Source organism: Streptomyces sp. NPDC018693 (assembly GCF_044391385.1).
Classification (GTDB): Bacteria; Actinomycetota; Actinomycetes; order Streptomycetales; family Streptomycetaceae; genus Streptomyces.
The window spans coordinates 81,477-106,070 of record NZ_JBIRZZ010000006.1; the positions used below are offsets into that span (position 1 = coordinate 81,477).

General features: G+C 72.9%; 20 protein-coding genes. 9 read left to right on the top strand and 11 right to left on the bottom strand.

The window, feature by feature from the left end; translation table 11 throughout:
• From ACH5AC_RS17775 to ACH5AC_RS17790, 4 genes are all read right to left on the bottom strand, one after another.
• Positions 1–1,653 carry a serine/threonine-protein kinase gene (locus ACH5AC_RS17775; RefSeq protein WP_398862784.1) on the bottom strand — a complete coding sequence of 551 codons (1,653 nt, stop codon included), beginning with the start codon at positions 1,651–1,653 and terminating at the stop codon, positions 1–3.
• A 45-nt stretch (positions 1,654–1,698) separates the two neighbouring features.
• Positions 1,699–3,288 (bottom strand): nickel transporter, encoded by a 1,590-nt coding sequence (locus ACH5AC_RS17780; RefSeq protein WP_398862785.1) that lies wholly within the window; start codon positions 3,286–3,288, stop codon positions 1,699–1,701.
• A complete protein-coding gene (locus ACH5AC_RS17785) occupies positions 3,285–4,631 on the bottom strand; it encodes a tetratricopeptide repeat protein (protein WP_398862786.1) in 1,347 nt (448 codons plus the stop codon). Before ACH5AC_RS17785 ends, ACH5AC_RS17780 begins: the two co-directional genes overlap by 4 nt.
• Before the next feature lie 406 nt (positions 4,632–5,037).
• Positions 5,038–6,591, bottom strand: coding sequence for a DUF4331 domain-containing protein (locus ACH5AC_RS17790; RefSeq protein ID WP_398862787.1), 1,554 nt, complete (start codon positions 6,589–6,591; stop codon positions 5,038–5,040).
• Positions 6,592–6,770: 179 nt separating this feature from the next.
• Between ACH5AC_RS17790 and ACH5AC_RS17795 the strand changes: the two genes are divergently transcribed.
• From ACH5AC_RS17795 to ACH5AC_RS17805, 3 genes are all read left to right on the top strand, one after another.
• Positions 6,771–7,313: a sigma-70 family RNA polymerase sigma factor gene (locus tag ACH5AC_RS17795; RefSeq protein WP_398862788.1), complete on the top strand. Its 543-nt coding sequence runs from the start codon at positions 6,771–6,773 to the stop codon at positions 7,311–7,313.
• Positions 7,310–8,125: an anti-sigma factor domain-containing protein gene (locus ACH5AC_RS17800; RefSeq protein ID WP_398862789.1), complete on the top strand. Its 816-nt coding sequence runs from the start codon at positions 7,310–7,312 to the stop codon at positions 8,123–8,125. Before ACH5AC_RS17795 ends, ACH5AC_RS17800 begins: the two co-directional genes overlap by 4 nt.
• Positions 8,126–8,251: 126 nt before the next feature.
• On the top strand, positions 8,252–8,527 hold the full coding sequence (locus tag ACH5AC_RS17805) for a hypothetical protein (RefSeq protein ID WP_398862790.1): 276 nt from the start codon (positions 8,252–8,254) through the stop codon (positions 8,525–8,527).
• Positions 8,528–8,545: 18 nt separating this feature from the next.
• Here the strand turns inward: ACH5AC_RS17805 and ACH5AC_RS17810 are convergent, their stop codons facing one another.
• The 3 genes from ACH5AC_RS17810 to ACH5AC_RS17820 form a co-directional block, all read right to left on the bottom strand.
• Positions 8,546–9,742, bottom strand: a complete 1,197-nt coding sequence (locus tag ACH5AC_RS17810) for a CaiB/BaiF CoA transferase family protein (RefSeq protein ID WP_398862791.1) — start codon at positions 9,740–9,742, stop codon at positions 8,546–8,548.
• 62 nt (positions 9,743–9,804) lie between these two features.
• Positions 9,805–10,578, bottom strand: coding sequence for an ABC transporter permease (locus tag ACH5AC_RS17815; RefSeq protein WP_398862792.1), 774 nt, complete (start codon positions 10,576–10,578; stop codon positions 9,805–9,807).
• Positions 10,575–11,513: an ATP-binding cassette domain-containing protein gene (locus tag ACH5AC_RS17820; protein WP_398862794.1), complete on the bottom strand. Its 939-nt coding sequence runs from the start codon at positions 11,511–11,513 to the stop codon at positions 10,575–10,577. The genes ACH5AC_RS17815 and ACH5AC_RS17820 overlap by 4 nt, the downstream gene beginning before the upstream one ends.
• A 63-nt stretch (positions 11,514–11,576) precedes the next feature.
• Here ACH5AC_RS17820 and ACH5AC_RS17825 point away from each other — a divergent pair, with 63 nt between their 5' ends.
• Positions 11,577–12,290 (top strand): TetR/AcrR family transcriptional regulator, encoded by a 714-nt coding sequence (locus tag ACH5AC_RS17825; RefSeq protein ID WP_398862795.1) that lies wholly within the window; start codon positions 11,577–11,579, stop codon positions 12,288–12,290.
• Here the strand turns inward: ACH5AC_RS17825 and ACH5AC_RS17830 are convergent.
• The 3 genes from ACH5AC_RS17830 to hmgA all read right to left on the bottom strand — a co-directional run bounded on the left by ACH5AC_RS17830 (position 12,277) and on the right by hmgA (position 15,903).
• Complete coding sequence (locus ACH5AC_RS17830) at positions 12,277–13,416, bottom strand: type ISP restriction/modification enzyme (RefSeq protein ID WP_398862796.1); 1,140 nt, start codon at positions 13,414–13,416, stop codon at positions 12,277–12,279. The genes ACH5AC_RS17825 and ACH5AC_RS17830 overlap by 14 nt on opposite strands.
• Before the next feature lie 375 nt (positions 13,417–13,791).
• Positions 13,792–14,538: a GntR family transcriptional regulator gene (locus tag ACH5AC_RS17835; protein WP_398862797.1), complete on the bottom strand. Its 747-nt coding sequence runs from the start codon at positions 14,536–14,538 to the stop codon at positions 13,792–13,794.
• Positions 14,539–14,565: 27 nt separating this feature from the next.
• Positions 14,566–15,903: a homogentisate 1,2-dioxygenase gene (gene hmgA / locus ACH5AC_RS17840; protein ID WP_398862798.1), complete on the bottom strand. Its 1,338-nt coding sequence runs from the start codon at positions 15,901–15,903 to the stop codon at positions 14,566–14,568.
• Positions 15,904–16,061: 158 nt separating this feature from the next.
• Between hmgA and ACH5AC_RS17845 the strand changes: the two genes are divergently transcribed.
• From ACH5AC_RS17845 to ACH5AC_RS17860, 4 genes are all read left to right on the top strand, one after another.
• Positions 16,062–16,643, top strand: a complete 582-nt coding sequence (locus ACH5AC_RS17845) for a hypothetical protein (RefSeq protein ID WP_398862799.1) — start codon at positions 16,062–16,064, stop codon at positions 16,641–16,643.
• 7 nt (positions 16,644–16,650) lie between these two features.
• On the top strand, positions 16,651–17,268 hold the full coding sequence (locus ACH5AC_RS17850) for a TetR family transcriptional regulator (protein WP_398862800.1): 618 nt from the start codon (positions 16,651–16,653) through the stop codon (positions 17,266–17,268).
• A gap of 177 nt (positions 17,269–17,445) precedes the next feature.
• Positions 17,446–19,677: a molybdopterin oxidoreductase family protein gene (locus ACH5AC_RS17855; RefSeq protein ID WP_398862802.1), complete on the top strand. Its 2,232-nt coding sequence runs from the start codon at positions 17,446–17,448 to the stop codon at positions 19,675–19,677.
• A 124-nt stretch (positions 19,678–19,801) separates the two neighbouring features.
• A complete protein-coding gene (locus ACH5AC_RS17860) occupies positions 19,802–21,232 on the top strand; it encodes a CitMHS family transporter (RefSeq protein WP_398862803.1) in 1,431 nt (476 codons plus the stop codon).
• A gap of 877 nt (positions 21,233–22,109) precedes the next feature.
• Here the strand turns inward: ACH5AC_RS17860 and ACH5AC_RS17865 are convergent.
• A complete protein-coding gene (locus tag ACH5AC_RS17865) occupies positions 22,110–22,841 on the bottom strand; it encodes a dienelactone hydrolase family protein (protein ID WP_398862804.1) in 732 nt (243 codons plus the stop codon).
• Positions 22,842–23,203: 362 nt separating this feature from the next.
• On the opposite strand from ACH5AC_RS17865, the gene ACH5AC_RS17870 reads away from it, so the two are divergent.
• The gene (locus tag ACH5AC_RS17870; protein ID WP_398862806.1) at positions 23,204–24,592 is read left to right on the top strand and encodes an aldehyde dehydrogenase family protein; all 1,389 of its coding nucleotides are present in this window, start codon (positions 23,204–23,206) and stop codon (positions 24,590–24,592) included.
• The last annotated feature ends 2 nt before the right edge of the window (positions 24,593–24,594 follow it).

The following is a 24,594-nucleotide window of genomic DNA, read 5'->3' on the forward strand; positions in this document are numbered from 1 at the left end:
CTAGGACAGCCCCGACAGTCCCTGAGGACTGACCGAGTCGGAGGGAGAAGGGGAGGAGGCCCCGTCCGTCGGGGTCTCCGTCACGCAGGTCACCGAGAACGGCACCGAGTTCGAGGTCCCGCGCCGGGGTTCACGCACCTCCACTTCCAGCGCGTTCTGATACGTCCCGCTCTCGGCGTACGTCGTCACGAACACCCGGTCCTGCTTCGTCCGCCCGCCACCCGCCGGGAAACTCAGCGTCTTCCAGCCGGGGTCCATCACGTCCCCGTCCCTGGTCACCCAGCGGTAGGTGACCTCCGCCGGCAGCCGGCCCACCGTGAACGTCGCCGTGAAGGCGGGCGCCTGCTCGTCGGGCGGCGGACAGGTGCCCGAGTAGTCGGTGTGCGCGCCGGTGACGGTCACCGACACGGACTGCGGCGGAGTGGCCGTCGTCGGGCTGTCGCTGGGGGAGGGGCTCGGCTCCCCGGAGGTCTCGCCGCCGGTCGGGGTCGGCGACGCGGACGAACTCACCTGCGTCGCGGGGCCCTCACTGTCCGCCGCACCGGCTCCACCGCCGCCGTCGCCGTCGCGGTTCAGCAGGCCGTACGTCAGTCCCGCCACCGCCAGGGCGAGCACGACGGCTCCGATGATCAGAACGGTGGCGGTGCGCCGGTCGCGGCGCGGGGCGGTGGCCGTCGCCAAGGAGGGCTGGGTGGCGGCCGCGGAGTACGGCCGGGGCGGGGTCGGCGGCTCCTGGCGCAGCGGCTCGGTGGCGGCCGTCGGCGGATAGGGCGGCGGTGCCGCATGCACGGTCCCGGCCTGCGGGGTCCCTCCCCCGGAGGGTGCGCCCCCAGCCGCGACGATCCGCAGCTCCTGCTCGGCCCGCTCGGCGGGCAGCCGGTCGGCGGGATCCTTGCGCAGCAGCCCCTCGATCACGGGGGTGAGCGGACCGGCCCGGTGCGGCGCGGGCAGCTCCTCTTCGACGATCGCGCGCAGGGTGCTCAGCGGAGTGTTCTGGCGGAACGGCGAGTTGCCCTCGACGGCCGCGTACAGCAGCACGCCCAGCGACCACAGGTCCGACTCGGGACCCGGCCGGCGGCCCAGCGCCCGCTCCGGTGCCAGGAACTCGGGGGAACCGATGACCTCGCCGGTCATCGTCAGCGCCGAGCTGCCCTCGACCCGGGCGATGCCGAAGTCGGTGAGCACCACCCGCCCGTCGTTCGCCATCAGCACATTGGCCGGCTTCACGTCCCGGTGCAGCACCCCGGCGTCGTGCGCGGCGCGCAGGGCGGCCAGCACCTCCGCGCCGATGTGCGCGGCGCGCTGCGGGGTGACCGGCCCCTCCGCGTCCAGCAGCTCGGCCAGCGAGATCCCGCGGACCAGCTCCATCACGATCCAGGGCCGGCCGTCCTGCGTGGCCACGTCGTACACCGTCACCACATTGCGGTGCGCCACCCTGGCCGCCGCCCACGCCTCGCGCTCCAGCCGGGCGTACATCCGCTCGACCTCCGTCGAGGGCAGTCCGGCCGGCGCGCGCACCTCCTTGACGGCGACCTCACGGTGCAGCACCTCGTCCCGGGCCCGCCACACCGTGCCCATGCCGCCCTGGCCGAGCGCGGACAGCAGGCGGTACCGCCCCGCGATCAGACGCTCACTGCCCGCTTCCTCGGACACGGCCGCCCCCTCTTCGCACTCCGCGCGATATCTCCCCAAAGTAGCTCAGCCGAGTACGGATGCCGCCCCCTTGAACACCAGTCCGGCGCCGAGGACCACGACGACCAGCGCCGACCACAGGGGCGCGGCCCGGCGCACGGCAGTGACCGCGGGGTGCGCGCTCCAGCGCGGGCGCCGGTCCAGCACCCGGGTCACCCCCGACCCCAGCCGGACCACCGCGAAGCCGGCCGCGGTGAGGCTGAGGGCGAGCCCGACGCCGTACGCCACGACCAGCAGCAGCCCGAACCAGGCGTGCCCGAGCGCGGCGGCGCCGACCAGCACGACGACGGCGGAGGGGCTGGGCACGAGCCCCCCGGCGAAGCCGAGCAGGATCGTGCCGCGCACGGTGGGAGCGACGGGGTGGGAGTGTGTCACGCCGCCGTGGGTGTGGGTGTGGGTGTGGGTCTGCGGGTGGCCGTGGCCGTCGTGATGGTGGTGGTCGTGATCGTGGGGATGATCGTGATCGTGGTGGTGCGCGGGCGCGCCGACGAGGGCGAGGCGGCGCTCGGGGGCTTTGACGGGCGCAGGGTGGTGCACATGGCCGTGTACCCGCGCCGCGCGCCGGGCGCGCACGGCGCGTCGTAGGAGGGTGGCGCCCGCCAGCATCACCAGGGCGCCGCTGGCCAGGCCCAGCCAGGCGATCACCGAGGGGGCCGCGGCCGAACCGGCGGTGACCAGGAGGCCGAGGGCGACCACGCCGAGGGTGTGGGTGACCGTCACCGACGCGGCCAGGGGCAGGACGTCCCGCAGGCGGGCCCTGCCGCCCCGGGCGGCGGCGGTCGCGGCCATCAGGGTCTTGCCGTGGCCCGGTGCGAGCGCGTGCATCGCCCCGAGCGCGACCGCGAGGACCAGGGCCAGGGCGGCGAAACCGATCGTCAGGTCCTGACGGGCGACCAGGCTGTCCAGCGCCCGGGTCCACCGGTCGGCGCCGCGCGGCAGGACGGACGCCGCGGGCGCTTCCGTCCGTTCGTCCTCGGCGAGCGCCGGGCCGCCGGGCCGCACCCGCAGGGACGCGGTCGCGGTGTCGGCGGGAGAGGAGAGCAACTCCTGGGGATAGTCGGTGAGTTCACGCGACACGGACGTTGTCGGTACGTCGGTCGTGGTGAGCGTCATCCGGTCGCCGCGCGCGGTGATCTCCCGCCAACCCGGGCCGGAGGAGGCGCCCGCGCCGCGGAAGGTGAGGTCGACGCTGTCGCCGGACGGCAGCGGCGCGGTGAGGCCGCACTCCACGCGGAGGGTGTCGAGACCGGCCTGACCGGGGCCTACGGCGGCCCGGGCGGCGGTGACGGTGAGCGCGACGGGGCTGCCGTCGACGGTGAGGCGGCTGTCGGTGGCGGCCGTGTCGCAGCGCTGCCGGGCCCAGGCGTCCAGGCCCAGCCGCTCGATGTCGGGCCTGGCCTGGGTCGCCGGGATCTCGGCGAGGTCCTCGACGTGGTCGACGAGCAGGCGGCCGGGGGCGGCCACGAGGCCGTCGTAGCGGTTGACGGTGAAGTTGCCGAGGGGGTGCGCGCTCGCCGGCGCGGCGGGCAGCAGGGCGAGCGCGCATCCGGCCGTGAGCGCGGCCGCGCAGGAGGCGAGCAGGCGGCGGGGGTTCACTGGTTCGTCTTCTCCAGGGTCTGCAGGGTCGTCCGGGCCGTGCGGGCGGCCAGGGGTGAGAAGCCGGGGTTGAGTTCCAGGGCGGCCGAGAGATGGGCTCGGGCGTCCTCGGGGTGGCCCGTGGCGGCCTCGATCACGCCCAGGTGGTGGAGGAAGGCGGCGTTGCGGTAGCCGGTGGCGTTGGCCTGGCGGGCGTACGGGAGGGCCTCCGCGCTGCGGCCGTTGACGTGCAGGGCCCAGGCGAGGGCGTCGGCGGTGTGCACGGTGTGCCGGCGCGACCACTCGGCGCGGGCCGCGCGCAGGGCCTCCGCCCTGTCGCCGTGGTCGGCCGCGGCGAGGGCGGTGTCCAGGTCGGCGTTGACGCCGCCGGTGCGGGCGAGGGCGGTCCAGGCGTCGACCAGCGCGTACTGGTTCGCGGCCTTCGCCTGGTCGCCGTCCTGCCCTCGGGCCTCGTACAGCTCGCCGAGCGCGACGAGCGGGCCGGGCAGGGGAGTGCGGGCGACCAAGGTCTCCAACATCCGGATCGCCTCGGCCTGTCGGCCGTTCGCGGCCTGGGCACGGGCTCGGCCTTCGAGGGCGGGGAGGTAGTTCTCGTCGGCGGCCAGGGCGCGGGCGTACAGGTCGAAGGCGGTCTCGTACTCGCCCTGGTTCCAGGAGAGTTGGGCCAGCTGGGTGGCCACGTAGGCGATGTCGCCCGGGGTGGTCGCCGTGGTGAGGGCCTGGGTGAGGACGCGGCGGGCGGTGGTGGTGTCGCCGCGCAGTTCGTGCACGTAGGCGTAGCGGGCGAACACCGGGATGCCGGGGCGGCGGGTGTCCGCGGTTCTGGCGGCCGCCAACGCGTCGTCGTACCGGCCGAGTTCGACCAGGGCGTCGATACGTGAGCACAGGGCGCGTTCGCTGTAGGGGTTCTGTTCCAGGGCCCGGTCGGCGTAGGTCAGGGCCGACTTGAAGTCGTGGCGGGCGGCGGCCAGCGCGGCGTGGGCGGACAGGGCCTGGTCGTTGTCCGGGTGCAGGGCGAGGGAGCGCTTCAGCGCCTGCTCGGCGAGCGGGTAGCGGGAGGGGTCGCCCTGGGTGCGGGCCTGTTCGACGTAGGCGAGGGCGAGGGTGGCCCAGGAGGTGGAGTCCTTGGGCTGGGTGCGGAGGTGGGCCTGGAGGGAGGTGATGCCGGCGTTGAGATCACCGGTACTGAGCAGAGCGGGGTCGACAGTGGCCACCGCCGGCACGGCCGCCCCCCGCCCACTGTCACTGGCGGCCCCGAGGGCGATCGCACCACCGGTGAGCGCGACCGCCAACAGCACCGCACACAACCCCAGCTGAGCGAACCGCCGAACGGATCCGCTCACCCGCACTCGCGGGGTGCCGCCGCGCCCACCCGTGCCGCCCCTGGGGGCACCTCCCAGACCCTTGAGGCACTGGGGGAGGCACGACTGCCCGCGGCTGCGCCGGCTGAAGAGACCCGCTGCCGGGTGGGCGCCGCCCCAGGGGTGCGTCCGCCTGCGGTTGCGCCAGCCGAGGAAGGCCGTTGCCGGGTGGGCCCCGCGCCGGTGGCATGTCTGCCCGCAGCTGGGGCCATGGTCGTGGCACGTGGGCATGTGTCTCCTCGGTTGGGCAAAAGGTCCGTTGGCAGGGTGCCGTCGGGCAGCGCCGTCACGGGGCGCGGGGCTGTGCCGATATGCGGCTCCGCCGCGTGGGCGCGACCAGCCACGACGCACCCGCAGAGAAGCGACGGCCGTAGCGGCACAGTCGGCCTTAGTAGGCCCGCCCCCGCATCCGCCGCCACCACATCAGCCCCCCGCCGATCAGCAGGATCCCGGCGGCACCGGCACCCGCGGAGGTGGCGATCAGGGCCGTGTTGGAGTCACCGGCCGAGCCCGCGGGGCGAATCGCGTCGCCCAGCTGGTTGCGGACGTCGTTGCCGCTCGACACCCCCTTCGCGAGGGGACCACGCGAACCCTCGGTGGGCAGGGCCACATACGGGAAGCTCTTCTCGAACTCCTTGTCGTTCTTGTCGACCGCGTCGCCGAGGTCGTTCGGCGCGCCCACCAGTTCACCCTCGACGACCTGCAACGCCGCGTCGATCACGTCGTCGGTGAGCCGACGCCCGTTGGGGAAGCCCGCGTTGTCCCCGTCGAGGACGCCGAGCCGCTTGGGGTCGGCGGCCGGCTTGATGGAGGTGTTCAGGCGCAGCTGCTCGGACGGCGTGACGTGCGGGGGCTGGTTCAGCCCGTTCACGCCCTTCAGGAACACGTCGACGAGGTCGTTGCGCGGCTCCGCCGGAGCCTTGATCTTGTAGATCGCCTCGATGAGCTTCGGCAGCTCGGGCTCGGTGACGTTCTTCAGGAACTGCGCGTCGTCCTTCGGCTGGGACGCGTTGAACTTGTCCTTGTCCTTGATGGGGTTGACGACCTCGTTGACCAGCGGGCTGCCCAGCCGCGACACCTGGGTGAAGTTGCCCTGCGCGGTGCGCCGCTGCGTGGTGGACCAGATGCCGACGACCGGCTGGTGCGAGGACTGGGTGATCAGGTCGTTGGGGACCTGAAGGGCGATGGAGTTGACGTTGTAGCCCTTGAGCGTGTCGTTGCCGACCTCGGAGAGGTTCCCGCCGTACAGCAGGTCGAAGACGCGCAGGTCCAGGAAGAACGGGTCGTCGGCCTGCCCGGCGAAGGTCTGCGCGCCGTTGGAGAGCTTGTAGACCGCCTGCTCACGCAGCTTGGCGTAGTCCGGCATGGACGCCTTGCCCACGTTGGAGGGCGCCACCGGCACGTCGTCCGCCAGCTTCGTCCGGTGGACGGCCTTGCCCTTCTTCAGCTTGACCAGTTCCAGGTCGTACGTCTGCGTGACGTTCAGGTCGGGGTCGTCCAGGCTCTCGACCGCGCCCGTGTTGTACAGGAAGGTCTTCTTGTTCTTCACATGCGTCTTGAAGGTGTACCGGAACAGCAGGTCTTCCCTGGCATCCCCGTCGTTGTCGATGCGCAGCTCGTACCGCGCGTCCTCGGCGAACGTGAAGAAGTTCGGGCCGCCGGCCGGCTCCTCGAACGGGATCCAGTTCGCGATGATCGTCGTCGTGTCCGGCTTGTCCGGGCTGACGAAGGCGTACACGTCGGTGTTGTCGTACTGCGGTGTTCCGGAGATCAGCGGGGCCTCGCGGTGGCTGGAGGCGGAGGCCGCCCCCGGTTCCAGCGTGGCCACGCCGGCGGCCGCGAGCCCCCCGGTGGCCAGCGCCCCGCAGATCAGGGTCGCGACGCTCCGGCGCCCCGCCGTGCTCCCGCGCCCCGCGCCGCTCCTGGAATTAGGTGTCGTCATGCCGTCCGTCCTCAGTGCCAACTTGCCTTGACGGACGGGTATACGGAGCGGACCACCCGATCGGATGGGTCTGAGAACAAAAAAATCTTTCTGCCCGGCCACCCGCGTTTTCGGGCCTCCGATCCGTACCTCCACCGGAGGTGTGTCCGTGGGGAGATCCCTGGGGAGAGGGGGACGGCATGGAGGCGGACGAGCTTCTGGTGCGCGTGGCCGGCGGCGACCAGCGGGCGTTCGAGCGGCTGTACGGCCTGGTGTCCGGACCGGTGTTCGGGCTCGTACGGAGGGTGGTGCGCGACCCGGCGCAGTCGGAGGAGGTGGCCCAGGAGGTGCTGCTGGAGTGCTGGCGCACCGCCGGCCGCTACGACCCCGGTCGCGGCAGCGCCCTGTCCTGGATCCTGACCCTCGCCCACCGCCGCGCCGTGGACCGGGTGCGCAGCGCCCGCGCGGCCGGCGAACGCGAGGAACGCGAGGCCCGGCGCGCCCACCACCCCGCCTTCGACCAGGTGTCGGAGGAGGTCGAGGCGGGCCTGGAGCGGGAGTGGGTGCGCCGCTGTCTGGACCGGCTGACGGCGCTGCAGCGCCAGTCGGTCACCCTCGCCTACTACGACGGCTACACGTACCGTGAGGTCGCCGAGCGGCTCAAGCTGCCGCTGGGCACCGTCAAGACGCGGATGCGCGACGGGCTCACGCGGCTGCGCGACTGCCTGGGAGGTGCCGCATGAGCCTGCTCGACCGGCTGCGCCGCGAGGACCCGCACTCGCTGGCCGCGCCCTACGCCCTCGACGCCCTCGACCCCGAAGAGCGGCTCCGCTTCGAGCGCCATCTGCGGTCCTGCGAGCGCTGCTCCGAGGAGGTGCGGGCGCTGTCCGAGGACGCCGTCCGGCTCGCCTGGTCCACGGCCGCCCCGCCGCCGCCCGAGTTGCGCGACCGCGTCCTGGCCGCCGTACGCGCCACTCCGCAGGAGCCGGCCGCGCCGGTGCGTGAGCGCACGCCCCAGCTGCCGCCCCACGTCTGGGGCACGCAGCCGCCGCCCGGACGCGTCCGTGCGCCCCGGCCGCGCCGTCCCCTGTTCGTGCCGTTCGCCACCGCGACCGCCGCGGCCGCGATGGTCGTCGCCGCGCTGTTCGCCGTGCAGGCCGACCGCACCCGGGACGAGCTGGCCGCCGAGCGGGACCGGGCGCGTGAGATCGCCCACGTTCTCGCAGCTCCGGACGCCCGAGCGAGCACCGGGCGGGACGCGCGGGGCCGAAGTATCGGAGTAATCGCTTCCGTATCCGAGGGGGAGGCGATCATCACCTTGAGCGGGTACGACGATCTCCCGAGCGGCAAGGCGCACCAGCTGTGGCTCATGCGCCCCGCCGCGCCGCCGCGCTCCCTCGGGCTCCTCGACGGCGACACGCCCTTGGTCGCGACCGGTCTCGACAGCAGAGCCACGTCACTCGCTGTGACCGTCGAACCCGACGGGGGGTCAGCTCAGCCCACCACTCAGCCCATTGTCCAACTCGCCCTGGAATCGGTTGGATTCGGAGAGTAGTCAACGACGGGTCGTCAACCCCCTTGCGGGGAAGGTGAATCCTGTGACCGCGATACACGGGTGCCCCGACGGGGCGATAGGGTTAACCTGCCCGGGCCGGGTGGACTCGTACGGGTGGGGAGTGACATGGAACAGATAACAGTGCGCAGCAGGGCGAGGGTCCCTGCGATCACCTGCGGGAGCAGCGCGAGCAGTTCGCGGCTCGACCGCCATCTCTCGGTGCTGGCGGGCCCCGCCATACCGCAGCGGGAGACGGTCGAGGCGACGTCCCTGATGCGGGAGCTGACCGCGCGGGACACCACACACCAGCCGAGCGACCGGGGCAGCCGCGTGCGCCGCGTCTCGCTCTTCGCCCCCCTGCGCCGACTGCGCCGCTCCCTGTTCGGCGGCCACCGGCACTGAGTCACCGAGGGCCCGCGTTCAGGCGGCCACACCGTCCCGGCGCAGTGCTGCGATCTCGCCGTCCGTCATCCCCACGGCGCGCAGCAACGCCCCGGTGTGCTCCCCCAGCGCGGGCACCTCACCCATCCGCGGCCCCGCACCTCCCGGCAAGGTGATCGGCGGCAGCAACGCCCGCAGGGGCCCCACCGGAGTCCCCACCTCCCGCCACCGCTCCCGGGCCGCCAGCTGCGGATGCTCCGCCACCTCGTGCAGATCCCGCAGACGGGCGCACGCGATGCCCGCCTCCTCCAGCCGCGCCAGCGCCTCGACGGCCCTGAGCAGCGCCAGCGCCCTGCCGACCAGCTCGTCCGTGCGTTCGCGGTTCGCCACCCGTGCCGCGTTCGTCGCGAACGCCGGATCCGTCCCCAACTCCGGTCGGCCGACCACGTGTTCGGCCAGCCGCCGCCACTCCCGGTCGTTCTGCACCGACAGCAGCACCCGGCCGCCGTCCGCCGTGGCGTACGCGTCGTAGGGCGCGATCACGGCGTGCGCCAGCCCGGTGCGCGCCGGGGCGGTGCCCCCGTGCATCGTGTGGTGCAGCGGATGTCCCAGCCACTCGGTCAGCGCCTCCAGCATGGAGATCTCCACCGGCCCGCCCCGCCCCGTCGTCCCGCGCCGCACCAGCGCCGCCAGCACCCCGGAGAAGGCGTACATGGCCGCCGCGATGTCCGCCGCCGGGATCCCCGCCTTCACCGGCTGCTCCGGCGTCCCCGTCACCGACACCAGCCCCGCCTCGCACTGCACGAGCATGTCGTACGCCCGCTTGTCCGCGTACGGCCCACCACTGCCGTATCCCGAGATGTCCACGGCGATCAGCCGCGGGTGCGCCGCGCACAGCGTGGCCGCGTCCAGACCCAGCCGGGCGGCCGCGCCCTGCGCCAGGTTCTGCACGAACACGTCCGCGTCCGCGACCAGCCGCCGTACGACGTCCAGGCCGCGCGGGTCCTTCAGGTCCAGCGCGATGGACTCCTTGCCGCGGTTGCACCACACGAAGTGCGAGGCGAGCCCGGCGGCCGCCGTGTCGTATCCGCGCGCGAAGTCGCCGCCGTCGATCCGCTCCACCTTGATGACCCGAGCGCCGAGATCGGCGAGCTGACGGGTGGCGAAGGGGGCCGCCACGGCCTGTTCGACGGCGACGACGGTGATGCCCTCCAGGGGCAGGGGGAGTCCGTGCATGAGCTGGATCATGTCCCCCGACCCCCGTGTTTGTCAGTACGACCCCGGTCTCTGCCGGTGGCTCAGCGCCCGTACCGGCGGACCGCGAGCGGTGCGAACACGGTGATCAGCACCGCGCACCACCCCAGCGACCCGGCGATCGGATGCGCCACCGGCCAGGCCGCGCCGTCCGGGCCGGGCGCGTTGCCGAAGAGGTCGCGCAGGGCCGTCGTCACCGCGCTGATCGGATTCCACTCGGCGAGCGCGCGCAGCCAGCCGGGCAGGTTGCCGGTCGGGATGTAGGCGTTGGACAGCAGCGGCAGCATGAAGGTCGCGCTGCCCAGCTGACCGGCCGCCTCCTCGCTGCGGGACAGCAGTCCGAGGAAGACCCCGACCCAGGTGCAGGCGAACCGGAAGAGCAGCAGCAGCGCCACCGCGCCCACGGCCCCGCCCGCCGACCCCTCGACGCGCCAGCCCACCGCCAGCCCCACCAGCAGGAACGGCACCGTACCGGCGGCCGTGACGACCAGGTCGGCCAGCGACTGCCCGAGCGGCACCGCCGCCCGGCTCACCGGCAGGGTGCGCAGCCGGTCGGTCACGCCCCGGTGGACGTCCTGGGCCGACTGGAACATGCCCGTCATGATCCCGTTGGCGGCGGTCGCCACCAGCAGGCCCGGCACCAGGAAGGAGCGGTACTCGGCGCCGGGCATGGCCAGCGCGCTGCCGAAGACATAGCCGAAGAACAGCAGCATGGTGATCGGCATGGTCTGGGTCAGGACCACCAGCGCCGGGTTGTTGCGGACGCGCAGCAGCTGGCGCCCCAGCATGGCCGTCCCGTCGTACGCGAGCGCGCTCATGCCGCCACCCCCTGCGTGAGGGACAGGAACACCTCGTCGAGGGTGGGCCGGCGCAGGCTCGCGTCGAGCAGCGGCACGCCCGCCGCGTCGAGTTCGCGCACCAGGCGGGGCAGGGTGAGGGTGGTGTCGCGGCTGACCGCGCCGACGGCGTGCCGCTCCTGGTCGAACGACGGCTCGGATCCGGTGAGTCGATCGAGGACGGCGGCGGCCCTGACGAGGGACTCCGGGTCGGCGACCACCACCTCGGCGTAGGAGCCGATGAGCGCCTTGAGGTGCTCGGGGGAGCCCGTGTGCGCGACGCGCCCCCGGTCCACGACGGCGATCTCGTCGGCGAGCTGGTCGGCCTCCTCCAGGTACTGGGTGGTCAGCACGACCGTCGTACCCTCGCCGCGCAGTTCGCGCACCGCGTCCCAGACGCGGGACCGGGAGGCCGGGTCCAGGCCGGTCGTCGGTTCGTCGAGGAAGAGCACCTCCGGGCGGCGGACCAGGCTCGCCGCCAGGTCCAGCCGGCGCCGCATACCGCCCGAGTACGTCGACGCGGGCCGGTCGGCGGCCTCGCCGAGCCCGAAGCGGTCGAGCAGCTCCGCCGCACGGCCGCCCGGCTCCGGCAGCCGGTGCAGCCGGGCGAACAGGCGCAGGTTCTGCCGGCCGGTGAGGTCCCCGTCGACCGTCGCGTACTGCCCGGTCACGGCGATCCGGCGGCGCACGGCCGCCGCCTCCCGCACCAGGTCGTGCCCCGCGACCCGGGCCGAGCCCGCGTCCGGCCGGAGCAGCGTGGTGAGCAGACGGACGGCCGTGGTCTTGCCCGCGCCGTTCGGGCCGAGCAGCCCGCACACGGTGCCCCGGGGGACGGCCAGGTCCAGTCCCCGCAGGGCGTGCACGTCCCCGAAGCGCTTCGCCAGTCCTTCACTAAGTACACCGTACGTAGTAGTCATGGAGCGACCATAGCGCACTACGTACGGTGTACGTAACTACGATGGTGGGCGAGGTGATGATCGATGGCGGGCCGAGCGGCCGTACCCGAAGTGATCTGGTCCCGCCCCGAGCGGACGGGACGGGGACCGAAGCCGGCGTACACCCGGGCCGACATCGCGGCGGCGGCCGTGCGGATCGCCGATGCGCAAGGGCTCGACGCGGTGTCGATGCGGCATGTCGCCGGCGAACTGGGCTGCGGCACCATGTCGCTGTACAACTACGTCCCCCGTAAGGAGGACCTGTACGAGCTGATGGTGGACGCCGTCAGCGGGGAGCACGAGCTGTGGGAGCCGACCGGGGACTGGCGGGCCGACATGCTGCGGGTGGGCCGCCGGACGCGGGAGCTGATGCACCGGCATCCCTGGCTGCCGCGGCTGATGTCACCGGTGTACGGGTTCAGCCCGAACGCCCTGCGCTATCTGGAGCACTGCCTGGCCTGCATGGATCCACTGGACCTGTCGTACGGCATGAAGATGCAGCTCCTCGGCATGCTCAACGGCGTGGTGACTACCTACGTCAGCAACGAGCTGGCCACCGCCGAGCGGGCCAGGGCGCTGCCGTGGTCCGCGGAGGAGGAGCACGCGGCGCGGATCGCCTACCTGGGCAGCCAGGTGGCCAGTGGGGCGTATCCGAGGATGGCGGCGGCGTTCGCGGAGGATCCGGGGCCGATCGATCTGGAGGCCGTGTTCGAGACGGCGTTGCACAAGGTGCTGGACGGGTTCGTCAGACCAGAGTGAACTGACCCTCCGGCCCCTCCTCCTGGTGGTCCAGCACCGAGGCCGGACGGCGGGCGGCCTCCGGAACCGGCAGCACGCCCGCCTTGCGCAGCGCGCTCGCCGTGACCGGGTCCGTCACCGTCAACTCCTCCCGCTGCGGCCGGAGTTCCGCCAGGAGCGCCAGGACGGTGATCAGCTCCAGCAGCTCCGACGTCCAGGACTGCGGCCAGGTCGCCGGGCGGATCGCCGCCAGCGTGCCCGGCTCGGCCCGCGCCGTCCTCGTGGTGAACCACTGCTCCAGGACCCGCACCCCGTCGGCCTCGAAGTCCCAGGCTTCCGGCGGCACCGGGGAGATACGGCCCTCGTCGAGGTGCAGCGCCTCCTCGTCGCGGTCGTAGTGCAGGGTCAGGGGGCGGGTGGGCAGCGGGGCGCGGACGTACGGGCGGCGTCCGCCGGGGAGTTTGGGGCGCTCGCCGTCGCGTCGCATCAGCCACAGGATGCGGCGGCCCAGCTCCACACCGCGCGCCCACGGCTCCGGGTCCCCGGTGAGCGGGACGGTCAGGTCGGGCCGGGCCGCCGCCAGGATCCAGGCCAGGACGTCCAGCGGCTCCGGGACGTGGCCCAGCCGCGCCGCCAGCTGCTCCCGCAAACCCGGCACCAGATTCGGCTCCGCGCCGCCCGGGCGGCGGAACAGGGGGCGGACGCGGGCGGGGCGCAGCAGCGGCAGTGCCGAGGTCGCGTAGACCGCGCCGGGCGTCTCGACGAGGAAGACCTGCCGCTCGTCCACCACCCGCCACAGCTCGGGCCGGGCCGCGTCGATCAGCCGGTGGTCGGGGATCAGCCACTGTTCGTCGAAGGGGGCGCGCAGGACTCGTACCGGCTCCGCACAGGGACCGGCGGCCCGCGCCAGCCGCTCGGTGCCGGTGGACTGCCCCGGCAGCTGCCCGACCGCCGAGTTCAGGGTGCGGGCACGGGTCGCCTCGAACAGGGCCTCCCGGTCCTCGGCCTTCATCAGCGCGTCCCAGCGGGCCCTCAGGGACCCCGCATCGGGCCCCGCCGGCCACCCCCGACCCACCCGAGGCGGTGCGACGGACCACGGCATGAGGTCCGCCAGCAGCGGAGCGTCGTCGTGCGTCACGCGGTGCATCGTACGACGCGCCCACCCCCAGCGGCGCGGACAACTGCCCGAACACCCCCACCGGCCCGCAGGTGCGCTTACGCGCCCAGGGTCACCGTGAACGAGAACCGTTCCTGCACCCCCCGGGGGCGCGGGGAACTGCGCGAACACCCCCACCGGCCCGCAGGTGCGCTTACGCGTCCGGGGTCGCGGTGGACGAGAACCGTTCCTTCAACCCCCCGGGGGCGCGGGGAACTGCGCGAACACCCCCACCGGCCCGCAGGTGCGCTTACGCGTCCGGGGTCACGGTGGACGAGAACCGTTCCTGCACCCCCCGGGGGCGCGGGGAACTGCGCGAACACCCCCACCGGCCCGCAGGCATAGACGGCACCCCCAGCGGAGCGCTCACGCGTCCAGGGTCACCGTGAACGAGAACCGGTCCCCCCGATAGTGAATGACCGCCACATCCAGCACCCGCCCACCCGCGTCATACGTCACCCCCGTGTAGTGCAGGATCGGACTGAGCAGCGGAACGTCGAGCAGCCGAGCCGTCTCCGGATCGGCCAGCCGCGCCTCCACCGTGTCCGTGATGCGGCTGATGTCCGCCCCGACCACATCCCGCAGCACCTTGGTCATCGGCGAGCGGACCAGGTCCTCCGGGTCGATACGGTCGGCCAGTTCGGCCCGTACCCAGTTGCGCGCGTGGTTCGTCGGCTCGCCCGTCGTGTCGTCGCTGCGCAGCCGGTGGTACGTCGCCACCTCACCCACATCCGGGAAGTGCTCGGTGAGCTCGCCCGGCACGGGGACGCGCCCGTGCTCCAGCAGTTCGGTCGTCATGCCGGACTGCTGGGCCACGATCGCGTCCACCGAGCCGAGCAGCCGCACCGGGGCGCCCCGGCGGGCGTCCGGCTCGATGAACGTGCCCCGGCGGCGGTGGCGTGTGATCAGCCCCTCGTCCTCCAGCTCCTTCAGCGCCTGCCGCATGGTCAGCACGCTCACGCCGTAGTGCCCCGCCAGCTGCTCCTCGGTGGGCAGGCGCAGCGGGTCGTGGGGCGAGCGGCCGAGTATCGAGGCGCGCAGCGACTGCGACACCTGGTACCACAGCGGCAGTTTGCGGTTCAGGACGATGGAGTCCGGGGCGAAGGAGGTCACGGGCCATCCGTACCGGGAGGGGATCTTTCAGTGCAAGGGCTGGTGCGGGGCGCGGAAGTGACGCTCCAGGCCCTGCCACACGTCGTCGTAGCCCCGCTGGAGGTGGTCCGCGCCGGCCGCCTGCCCGGTCAGCGTGACCGGCCAGCGGGTCTCGAACATGAACGCCAGCCCGTCGTCGACCTTCTGCGGCCTCAGCTCGGCGGCGCTCGCCCGGTCGAACGTCTCCCGGTCCGGGCCGTGCGCCGACATCATGTTGTGCAGCGAGCCGCCGCCGGGGACGAAGCCCCCCGGACCGGACGTCTTCGCGTCGTAGGCGCCCTCGATCAGGCCCATGTACTCGCTCATCACGTTCCGGTGGAAGTACGGCGGCCGGAAGGTGTCCTCGCCGACCAGCCAGCGCGGCGCGAAGACCACGAAGTCCACGCCGGCCAGCCCCGGGGTGTCGGACGGCGACGTCAGCACCGTGAAGATCGACGGGTCCGGGTGGTCGTAGGAGATCGAGCCGATGACGTTGAAGCGGCGCAGGTCGTACACGTACGGCACATGGGTGCCGTGCCAGGCCACCACGTCGAGCGGGGAGTGGCCGTAGGTGGCGTGCCAGAGGTTGCCGCAGTACTTGTTGACCACCTCCACCGGGCCCTCGACGTCCTCGTAGGCCGCGACGGGCGCCCGGAAGTCGCGGGGGTTGGCGAGGCCGTTGGCGCCGATCGGGCCGAGGTCGGGGAGGTGGAAGGGGGCGCCGTAGTTCTCGCAGACGTAGCCGCGGGCGGAGGCGTCCAGGAGTTCCACGCGGAAGCGGACCCCGCGCGGGATCAACGCCATGTCGCCGGGCTCCGCGTGCAGCAGGCCGAACTCCGTGCGCAGCAGCAGGCCGCCCTGCTCGGGGACGATCAGCAGCTCGCCGTCGGCGTCGCTGAAGACGCGGTCCATGGAGGCGTTGGCGTGGTACAGGTGCACGGCCATGCCGGCCCGCTGGGTGGCGTCGCCGTTGCCACCCAGGGTCCACAGGCCCTGGACGAAGTCGGTCCCCTCCGGCGGCTGCGGCAGCGGGTTCCAGCGCAGCCGGTTGGGGTCGGGGACGGTCTCGGTGAACGGGGCCGTGCGGATCGACCCGTTGTCGGTGCGGGTGAACGCCGGGTGCGCGGCCGACGGGCGGATCCGGTACAGCCAGGAGCGGCGGTTGTGCGCCCGCGGCTCGGTGAACGCGGAACCGCTCAGCTGCTCCGCGTAGAGCCCGAGCGGGGCGCGCTGCGGGGAGTTGCGGCCCTCGGGCAGGGCGCCGGGCACCGCCTCCGAGCTGTGCTCGTTGCCGAATCCCCGCAGGTAGGTCAGCCCCTCGGCGGTCTTGCGCGCGTCCCCGCTCATCATCGCTCCCTTGCGTCTGATTCCTATGCAACACCGTAGGATTGCGTTTTCGCGGGCGCAAGAGGCACGCGCTTCGTCGTCCGAAAGGACGATCACCGCGGACCGGAACCAGACCCCAGGGGGATCCCTGTGTCGGACCCGTGTTCTACGCTCCCGGCATGTCGTGGACGCGCGGAAGCCTCGCCGCGCTCGTGGTCTGTGTCCTGCTGCTGACCGGATCCGCGAGCTGCGGCTCCAGTGATGCCCAGCGGGGGGCGGACAGCCCGTCGGTCACCCCCGTGGGCGAGCTCCTGGACCAGACCGACGAGGAAGGCCGCCGCTACCGCGAGGTGGACGGCAAGGCGGTGCCCGAGGTCGGCATCGAGGTCACCCCGGACACGAGCGACGGCAGCTGGGCCGTACGGCTCACCCTGCGGCACTTCACCCTCTCCCCGGAGGGCACCGGGGAGTCGGCCGCCGCCGGGCGCGGCATCGCCCGGCTCTTCGTGGACGAGCAGGCCGTCGCCGACCTGCGCACCCCCGAGTACCGGATCCCGGTCGGCTTCCTGCCCAAGGGCACCCACCACGTCACCGTGCGCCTGTACGCCGACGACGGCACGGTGTGGGCGATCGACGGCAAGCCGGTCGAGAGCACGGCGGACATCACGGCCTCCGAGCCGCAGGAGACATCACCGGCCGCCACCCCCTCCGGGACCGCCTCGGCATCCGCTTCCCCGGATCCCGACCGAAAGGCACCCTGAAGACATCATGAAGGCCGTGCCCCCAGCGACACCGCTCCGTCGCGCACCCGTGCAGCGGCGCAGCGCCGAACGGCTGACCAGGATCCTCGACGCCTGCGCCGACCTGCTCGACGAGGTCGGCTACGACGCGCTCAGCACCCGCGCCGTCGCCCAGCGCGCCGGCGTCCCGATCGGCTCGGTCTACCGCTTCTTCGGCAACAAGCGGCAGATGGCCGACGCGCTCGCCCAGCGCAACCTGGAGCGCTGGTCGGAGCGGGTCGCCGAGCGCCTCAAGGAGGCCAGGCGGGGCGACTGGCGTGCCGTCATGGACGCCGTCCTCGACGAGTACCTCGCGATGAAACGCACCGCGCCCGGCTTCTCCCTCGTCGACTTCGGCAACCAGATCCCGGTCGGCTCCCGCCACACCGAACCCAACACCCGCGTCGCCGACCGCCTCACCGCCCTCCTGTCCGGACACCTCGACCTCGAACCCGACGACGACCTGCGCCGCACCTTCCTGGTCGCCGTGGAGACCGCCGACACCCTCGTCCACCTGGCCTTCCGGGTCGACCCCCAGGGCGACGAGAAGATCATCGAGGAGATGCGCACCCTGCTACGGGCCTACCTGGCCCGCGTACTGGACTGACCGGGAACGTCCCGCCGGCGTGCGTGGCCGAACACCGCGCCGGACCGATCCTCTCCGACCGGCTCGGCTGACAGGTACTGCCAGACACTCCCCACCGTTCATACCGGTCGGTATGCTCCCTCCGGGGCCCAGTCCCACGCACCACGTCACCGTCGCCGCGTCCCACCGGGAGGACCCGTGTCCCGCACCGCCCTGCGAATCTGCCCCCTGTGCGAGGCCACCTGCGGGCTGACCCTGACCATCGAGGGCACGGCGGTCACCGGGGCCCGCGGTGACCGCGAGGACGTGTTCAGCAAGGGGTTCATCTGCCCCAAGGGCGCCTCCTTCGGCGCTGTCGACGGCGACCCCGACCGGCTGCGCGCCCCCCTCCTGCGCAAGGACGGCGAGCTGCGAGAGGTCAGCTGGGCCGAGGCGTTCGACGCGGTCGCCGCCGGAATCCGGCCCCTCGTCGAGCGGCACGGGCCGAACTCCGTCGGGGTCGTCCTCGGCAACCCCAACGTGCACACCGTGGCCGGCGCCCTCTACCCGCCGGTCCTGCTCGCCGGCCTCGGCACCCGCAGCCTGTTCACCGCCTCCACGGTCGACCAGATGCCCAAGCACGTGTCGAGCGGCCTGCTCTACGGCGACGCCAACGCGATTCCCGTGCCCGACCTGGACCACACCGACCATCTGCTGCTCATCGGCGCCAACCCCCTGGAGTCCAACGGGAGTCTGTGCACCGCCCCCGACTTCCCCGGCAAGCTCAAGGCGCTCAAGGCGCGCGGCGGCACGCTCACCGTGATCGACCCGCGCCGCACCCGCACCGCCCGGCTCGCCGACCGCCACCTCGCGATCCGCCCCGGCACCGACGCGCTGCTGCTCGCGGCGATGACGTACGTCCTCTTCGAGGAGGACCTGGCCGACACGGGCGAGCTGGCGCCGCACCTCCAAGGGGTTGATGAACTCCGGGACGCCGTACGGGACTTCAGCCCGGAGGCGGTGGCCGCCGCCTGTGATGTCGAGGCGCCGCTGATCCGCACGCTCGCCCGTGAGCTGGCCGCCGCGCCGAAGGCCGCCGTCTACGGCCGTATCGGCAGCTGCACCGTCCCGTACGGCACGCTCGCCAGCTGGCTCGTCGACGTCCTCACCATCCTCACCGGCAACCTCGACCGCCCCGGCGGCGCCCTCTTCCCACAGGCCGCCACCGACAGGACGCCCCGGCCCGCCGGACCCGGCCGCGGCTTCCAGCTCGGCCGCTGGCGCTCGCGGGTCAGCCGGCACCCGGAGGCCAAGGGCGAGTTGCCGCTGTCCGCGCTCGCCGAGGAGATCGACACCGCCACCGAGGAGGGCGAGCCGATCCGCGCGCTGATCGTCGTCGCCGCCAACCCGGTGCTGTCCGCGCCCGACGGCGACCGGCTCGACAAGGCGCTGGACTCCCTCGACTTCATGGTCAGCGTCGACCCCTACCTCAACGAGACCTCCCGTCACGCCGATGTCGTCCTGCCGCCGCCCCCGCCCTCGCAGAGCCCGCACCACGACTTCGCCTTCAACACCCTCGCCGTGCGCAACCAGGTCCGCTACACCCGCCCGGCCGTCCCGCTGGAGCCCGGCAGGATGGCCGAGTCGGAGATCCTCGCCCGGCTGACGCTGGCGGTCACCGGCATGCACGGCGCCGACCCGTCCGCCGTGGACGCGCTGGTCGTCGACCAGACCCTCGGCAAGGCCGTCCGCGAGCCGCACTCGCCCGTGCACGGCCGCGACCCGAAGGAGCTCGCCGCACAGCTCACCGGCGAGACCGGGCCCGAGCGCCGGCTCGACATGATGCTCCGCCTCGGCCCGTACGGCGACGGCTTCGGCGTTCGACCGGACGGGCTGACCCTGGAGAAGCTGCTCGCCCATCCGCACGGCATCGACCTCGGCCCGCTGCGGCCCCGGCTGCCGCAGCCGCTGAGGACGACGAGCGGCAAGGTCGAGCTGCTGCCCCGGCCGATCGCCGACGACCTGCCGCGTCTGCGGCGCGGCCTCGGTGAACTCCCCGCCGGACTCCTCCTGGTCGGCCGCCGTCATCTGCGCTCCAACAACAGCTGGATGCACAACGTCCCGGCCCTCACCGGCGGCTCCAACCGCTGCACCCTGCACATCCACCCGGACGACGCCGAGCGGCTCGGCATACGGGACGGAGCGCCCGTACGCGTCAAGGGCGCCGGGGGAGAGGTGACGGCCCCCGCCGAGGTCACCGACGCCATCCGCCCCGGTGTGGTGAGCCTGCCGCACGGCTGGGGCCACGACCGGCCCGGCACCCGGCTGAGCCACGCCTCGACCGACCCCGGCGTCAATGTGAACCAGCTGCTCGACGGCAGCCTGCTCGACCCCCTGTCGGGCAACGCGGTCCTCAACGGAGTGCCGGTCGAACTCGCCGCAAGCCTGTGACCTGGAGTTTTGCGCTTATTGCTCGCACGTCGACGTCTTGTTAACGCCGCACGACGGGACCTAACGTCATCGCACCGCCGACCCCCAGGTGGGATGTTCAAGGGCGAACGTTAGGTATCCACTCATGCTGACCATCCTCGGCTTCGCCATGATCGCGACCTTCCTGGTCCTGATCATGATGAAGAAGATGTCGCCGATCGCGGCGCTCGTACTGATCCCCGCACTCTTCTGCGTGTTCGTCGGAAAGGGAGCCCACCTCGGCGACTACGTCATCGAGGGGGTGGGCAAGCTCGCGCCCACCGCCGCGATGCTGATGTTCGCCATCGTCTACTTCGGCGTCATGATCGACGTCGGTCTGTTCGACCCGATCGTGCGGGGCATCCTGCGGTTCTGCAAGGCCGACCCGCTGCGCATCGTCGTCGGCACCGCCGTGCTCGCCGCGATCGTCTCGCTCGACGGTGACGGCTCCACCACGTTCATGATCACCGTCTCGGCGATGTACCCGCTGTACAAGCGCCTGAAGATGAGCCTCGTGGTGATGACCGGCGTCGCAGCCACCGCCAACGGCGTGATGAACACCCTGCCCTGGGGCGGGCCGACGGCCCGCGCCGCCACCGCGCTCAAGCTGGACGCCGCTGACATCTTCGTGCCGATGATCCCGGCGCTCGCGGTCGGTCTGCTCTTCGTCCTCCTCCTCTCGTACGGTCTCGGTCTGCGTGAGCGCAAGCGGCTCGGCACGCTCACGCTCGACGAGGTCCTGGAGCAGGAGCAGGAGCAGGAGCAGGAGCAGGAGCAGGAGACGGAGGCCGTGCTGGTCGGTGCCGGCGACGGCAAGGGTGTCGACCTGACCAAGAAGTCCACGGGGGGCGCGGGCACCGGCACCGACCCCTCCGGGGGCGAGGAGGACCGCACCCTCCAGGGTCTGGACCCGAACCGGCCCACCCTGCGGCCCAGGCTGTACTGGTTCAACGCGCTGCTCACGCTGACCCTGCTCACCGCGATGATCATGGAGTGGCTGCCGATCCCGGTGCTGTTCCTGCTCGGCGCGGCGCTCGCCCTGACCGTCAACTTCCCGCACATACCCGACCAGAAGGCCCGGCTCGCCGCCCATGCCGACAACGTCCTCAACGTCTCCGGCATGGTCTTCGCCGCCGCCGTCTTCACCGGCGTGCTCCAGGGCACCGGGATGGTCGACTCCATGGCCAAGTGGCTGGTGGACATCATCCCCGGCGGCATGGGCCCGCACATGGCGCTGGTCACCGGCGTACTGAGCCTCCCCCTCACCTACTTCATGTCCAACGACGGCTTCTACTTCGGCGTCCTGCCCGTCCTCGCCGAGGCCGGCGCCGCGCACGGTGTCTCGCCGCTGGAGATCGCCCGCGCCTCGCTCGTCGGCCAGCCGCTGCACATGTCGAGCCCGCTCGTCCCGGCCGTGTACGTCCTCGTCGGCATGGCGAAGGTCGAGTTCGGCGACCACACCAAGTTCGTCGTGAAGTGGGCCGCCCTGACCTCGCTCGTGATCCTCGGCGCCGGAATCCTGTTCGGCCTCATCTGATCCACCCCGGGAGGGAATGCCCGCCCCGTTCACCACGCTCGGCGCCCTGCTCCTACTGCCAGCGGGGACAGCCTTGCGCACCCCACTCCACCCGCCCCCGGCCTCGTCCCAGGACCTGCCCCTGGTCGAGGCCCCGGGCCGGGATCCGGACCCGGATCCCTCCCTGACCTTGTCACCGGACCCGGACCTGACCTCGTTCCCGGACCCATCCCCGCACCCGCGCTCGGGCCTGGCCTCGTCCCCGGACCTGACCCTGGTCGAGGCTCCGTCCCCGGACCCGACTTCGTCCCCGGAGCCATGCCCGGCCTCGTCCCCGCCCCCGGACTCGGGCCGGGCCTCGTTTCCAGGACCTGCCCTGGCGGAGGCTCCGGACCGGGACCCGGAGCCATTCCCGGCCTCGCCCCCGCCCCCGCACTCGGGTCGGGCCTCGTTTCCAGGACCTGCCCTGGCGGAGGCTCCGGACCGGGACCCGGAGCCATTCCCGGCCTCGTCCCGGCCCCCGGACTCGGGTCGGGCCTCGTTCCAGGACCTGCCCTGGCGGAGGCTCCGGACCGGGACCGGGACCCGGATCCGTCTCCGGGCTCGTCGTCCCCGGACTCGGGCCTGGCCTCGCCCTCGGCCTTGGCCCCGTCCCCAGCCTCGCCCCCGCCCGGCCCCGGGCCGGGACCTGGCGCAGACCCGTCCCCGTCCCCGGGCCCGGAGCTGGCTTCGCCCCTGCCCCGTCCTCAGCCTTGCTCCTGGCCCTGTCCCCGTCCCCGGACCCGTCCCCGGCTTTGTCCCTGCGCCCGTGCCCGGAACCGCCGCGAGAACCCGTCACCGGCGGTTCCGTCAGTCGTCCACTGACCGGACGACTGACGGAACCGCCACCGGGATGACGTCAGCGGAGGTGGCGGTCGAAGAACCGCACCGCACTGTCCAGCTCGTGCAGCGGGATCTCCCCGTGTCGTCCGGGGTTGGCGTGCAGTGTCTTCTCGCCGGAGGCGAACGCGTCGAACAGCGCCAGGCTCTGGGCCCGCGGCACCCGCTCGTCGTCCCACTGCACCAGGAACTCCACCGGGACGGTGATGCGCGCGGCTCCCTCGGCGGAGGCGAGGGCCCCGCCCAGGCCGAGGACGGCCGCGCGGACCCGAGGCTCGGCGGCGACGAACGGTACGCCGAGTCCGCACCCCAGCGACACACCCCAGTAGCCCACCGGCCCGGCACCCACATGCTCCAGCCCCTGGACCGCGTCCAGCACCGCCCGCCACTCCGGCACGGTCTGCCGCGCCACGAGCGCCTGGAAACCCGCGATCAGCGGCGCCAGTTCCGCGCCGGCCGCCACCCGCGCCTGGTTCTCGGTCGCGATCCGGTCGTACTCCTCGTCCTTCGGCCGGTCGCCATGACCGGGTACGTCGACCGCGACCACCGCGAAGCCGCCCTCGGCCACGAAGCGGTACGCCCGCTCGATCACGTCGGGGGCCTTCTTGTGCCGGCCGCCGCCGTGTCCCATCAGGATCAGCGGACGAGTGCCCACGGAATCTTCCGGCGTCCACAACACGCCGGGAATCTCGCCCAGGGTGAAGAGCTGTTCGCGGATGCCGTCGAACGATGTCTCAGAGGTGAAGCGCACAGCGGTTCAAGCCTTTCGGGGAACCTTATGCGGGCACTCCCCGGACCATGCGAGAGAGGGAGCCCCGACCTGTCACAGCGTTGATCGGTCTCACCTCCTCGGTTCGCAAGCGGCGCACGGCGACGCCGAACGTATCACGGGCCCGACAGGGGTACACCGAGGGACAGTTGGCGGCCTGTAGGGCACTCCTCCCGCCACTCGCGGCGGACGGACCATGCCCGCGGCGCTCCCGCGGCTGACACCGAGTTTGCCCGCACCGCGAGCCGAGCGAACGGCACATCGCCTCTGGTGCCGGAAAACTAACATCGCTAGTTTGGGGTCCGGAGGACGCACCAGGCCGCCCGGAAGGACGCACCCACGCGATGAAGGCACACGACGGCATCTACCTCGACGGCGCCTGGCGCCCGGCCCTGAGCCGGGACCTGATCGACGTCGTGAACCCGGTGGACGAGCAGGTGATCGGGCAGGTCCCGGCGGCCGGACCCGCGGACGTCGACGCCGCCGTGCGGGCGGCCCGGCGCGCCCTGCCGGGCTGGGCGGCCACGCCACCGGCCGAGCGGGCCGCCCGGCTGGCCGCCCTGCGGGACGCGCTCGCGGCCCGCGAGGAGGAGATCGCCGAGACCGTCACCGCCGAACTCGGCTCACCGCCGGCCTTCTCCCGCGCGGTCCACGCCGCCGTGCCGATCGCGGTCGCCGGCTCCTACGCCGAACTGGCCGCGACGCACCCCTTCGAGGAGAAGGTCGGCAACTCCACCGTCCACCACGAGCCGATCGGCGTGGTGGCCGCCATCACCCCGTGGAACTACCCCCTCCACCAGATCGTCGCCAAGGCCGCCCCCGCCCTCGCGGCCGGCTGCACGGTCGTGCTCAAGCCCGCCGAGGACACCCCGCTGGTCGCCCAGCTCTTCGCCGAGGCGGTCCACGAGGCGGGCGTCCCGGCCGGCGTCCTCAACCTCGTCACCGGCCTCGGCCCGGTCGCGGGCCAGGCCCTCGCCGAGCACCCCGGCGTCGACCTGGTCTCCTTCACCGGCTCCACCGCCGTCGGCCGCACGATCGGCGCCGTCGCGGGCGCCGCGATCAAGAAGGTCGCCCTCGAACTCGGCGGCAAGTCCGCCAACGTGATCCTGCCGAGCGCCGACCTCGCCCGCGCCGTCAACGTCGGCGTCGCCAACGTGATGGCCAACTCCGGGCAGACCTGCAGCGCCTGGACCCGGATGCTGGTCCACAGGGACCAGTACGAGGAAGCGGTCGCGCTGGCGCGGACCGCCGCCGCCAAGTACGGCGACCGCATCGGACCACTCGTCAACGCCAAGCAGCAGGCCCGCGTGCTCGGTTACATCGAGAACGGCGTCCAGGAGGGCGCCCGCCTGGTGGCCGGCGGCACCGAACCACCGCGTGAGCGCGGCTACTTCGTCAGCCCCACGGTCTTCGCCGACGTGACCCCGGAGATGACCGTCGCACAGGAGGAGATCTTCGGCCCGGTCCTGTCCGTCCTCCGCTACGACGACGAGGAGGACGCCCTGCGCATCGCCAACGGCACGGTCTACGGCCTCGCGGGCGCCGTCTGGGCCGGCGACCAGGCCGAGGCGGTGGCCTTCGCCCGCCGCATGGACACCGGGCAGGTCGACATCAACGGCGGCCGCTTCAATCCGCTGGCGCCTTTCGGCGGCTACAAGCAGTCGGGCGTCGGCCGGGAACTCGGCGCGCACGGACTCGCCGAGTACCTCCACACCAAGTCCCTCCAGTTCTGAGG

What these genes read in the sequence shown, in the direction of transcription:
- ACH5AC_RS17790 (WP_398862787.1), bottom strand. Translation starts at nt 6,591, where the DNA reads ATGACGACACCTAATTCCAGGAGCGGCGCGGGGCGCGGGAGCACGGCG.
- ACH5AC_RS17795 (WP_398862788.1), top strand. Translation starts at nt 6,771, where the DNA reads ATGGAGGCGGACGAGCTTCTGGTGCGCGTGGCCGGCGGCGACCAGCGG.
- ACH5AC_RS17800 (WP_398862789.1), top strand. Translation starts at nt 7,310, where the DNA reads ATGAGCCTGCTCGACCGGCTGCGCCGCGAGGACCCGCACTCGCTGGCC.
- ACH5AC_RS17805 (WP_398862790.1), top strand. Translation starts at nt 8,252, where the DNA reads ATGGAACAGATAACAGTGCGCAGCAGGGCGAGGGTCCCTGCGATCACC.
- ACH5AC_RS17810 (WP_398862791.1), bottom strand. Translation starts at nt 9,742, where the DNA reads ATGCACGGACTCCCCCTGCCCCTGGAGGGCATCACCGTCGTCGCCGTC.
- ACH5AC_RS17815 (WP_398862792.1), bottom strand. Translation starts at nt 10,578, where the DNA reads ATGAGCGCGCTCGCGTACGACGGGACGGCCATGCTGGGGCGCCAGCTG.
- ACH5AC_RS17820 (WP_398862794.1), bottom strand. Translation starts at nt 11,513, where the DNA reads ATGACTACTACGTACGGTGTACTTAGTGAAGGACTGGCGAAGCGCTTC.
- ACH5AC_RS17825 (WP_398862795.1), top strand. Translation starts at nt 11,577, where the DNA reads ATGGCGGGCCGAGCGGCCGTACCCGAAGTGATCTGGTCCCGCCCCGAG.
- ACH5AC_RS17830 (WP_398862796.1), bottom strand. Translation starts at nt 13,416, where the DNA reads ATGCACCGCGTGACGCACGACGACGCTCCGCTGCTGGCGGACCTCATG.
- hmgA (WP_398862798.1), bottom strand. Translation starts at nt 15,903, where the DNA reads ATGAGCGGGGACGCGCGCAAGACCGCCGAGGGGCTGACCTACCTGCGG.
- ACH5AC_RS17845 (WP_398862799.1), top strand. Translation starts at nt 16,062, where the DNA reads ATGTCGTGGACGCGCGGAAGCCTCGCCGCGCTCGTGGTCTGTGTCCTG.
- ACH5AC_RS17850 (WP_398862800.1), top strand. Translation starts at nt 16,651, where the DNA reads ATGAAGGCCGTGCCCCCAGCGACACCGCTCCGTCGCGCACCCGTGCAG.
- ACH5AC_RS17860 (WP_398862803.1), top strand. Translation starts at nt 19,802, where the DNA reads ATGCTGACCATCCTCGGCTTCGCCATGATCGCGACCTTCCTGGTCCTG.
- ACH5AC_RS17870 (WP_398862806.1), top strand. Translation starts at nt 23,204, where the DNA reads ATGAAGGCACACGACGGCATCTACCTCGACGGCGCCTGGCGCCCGGCC.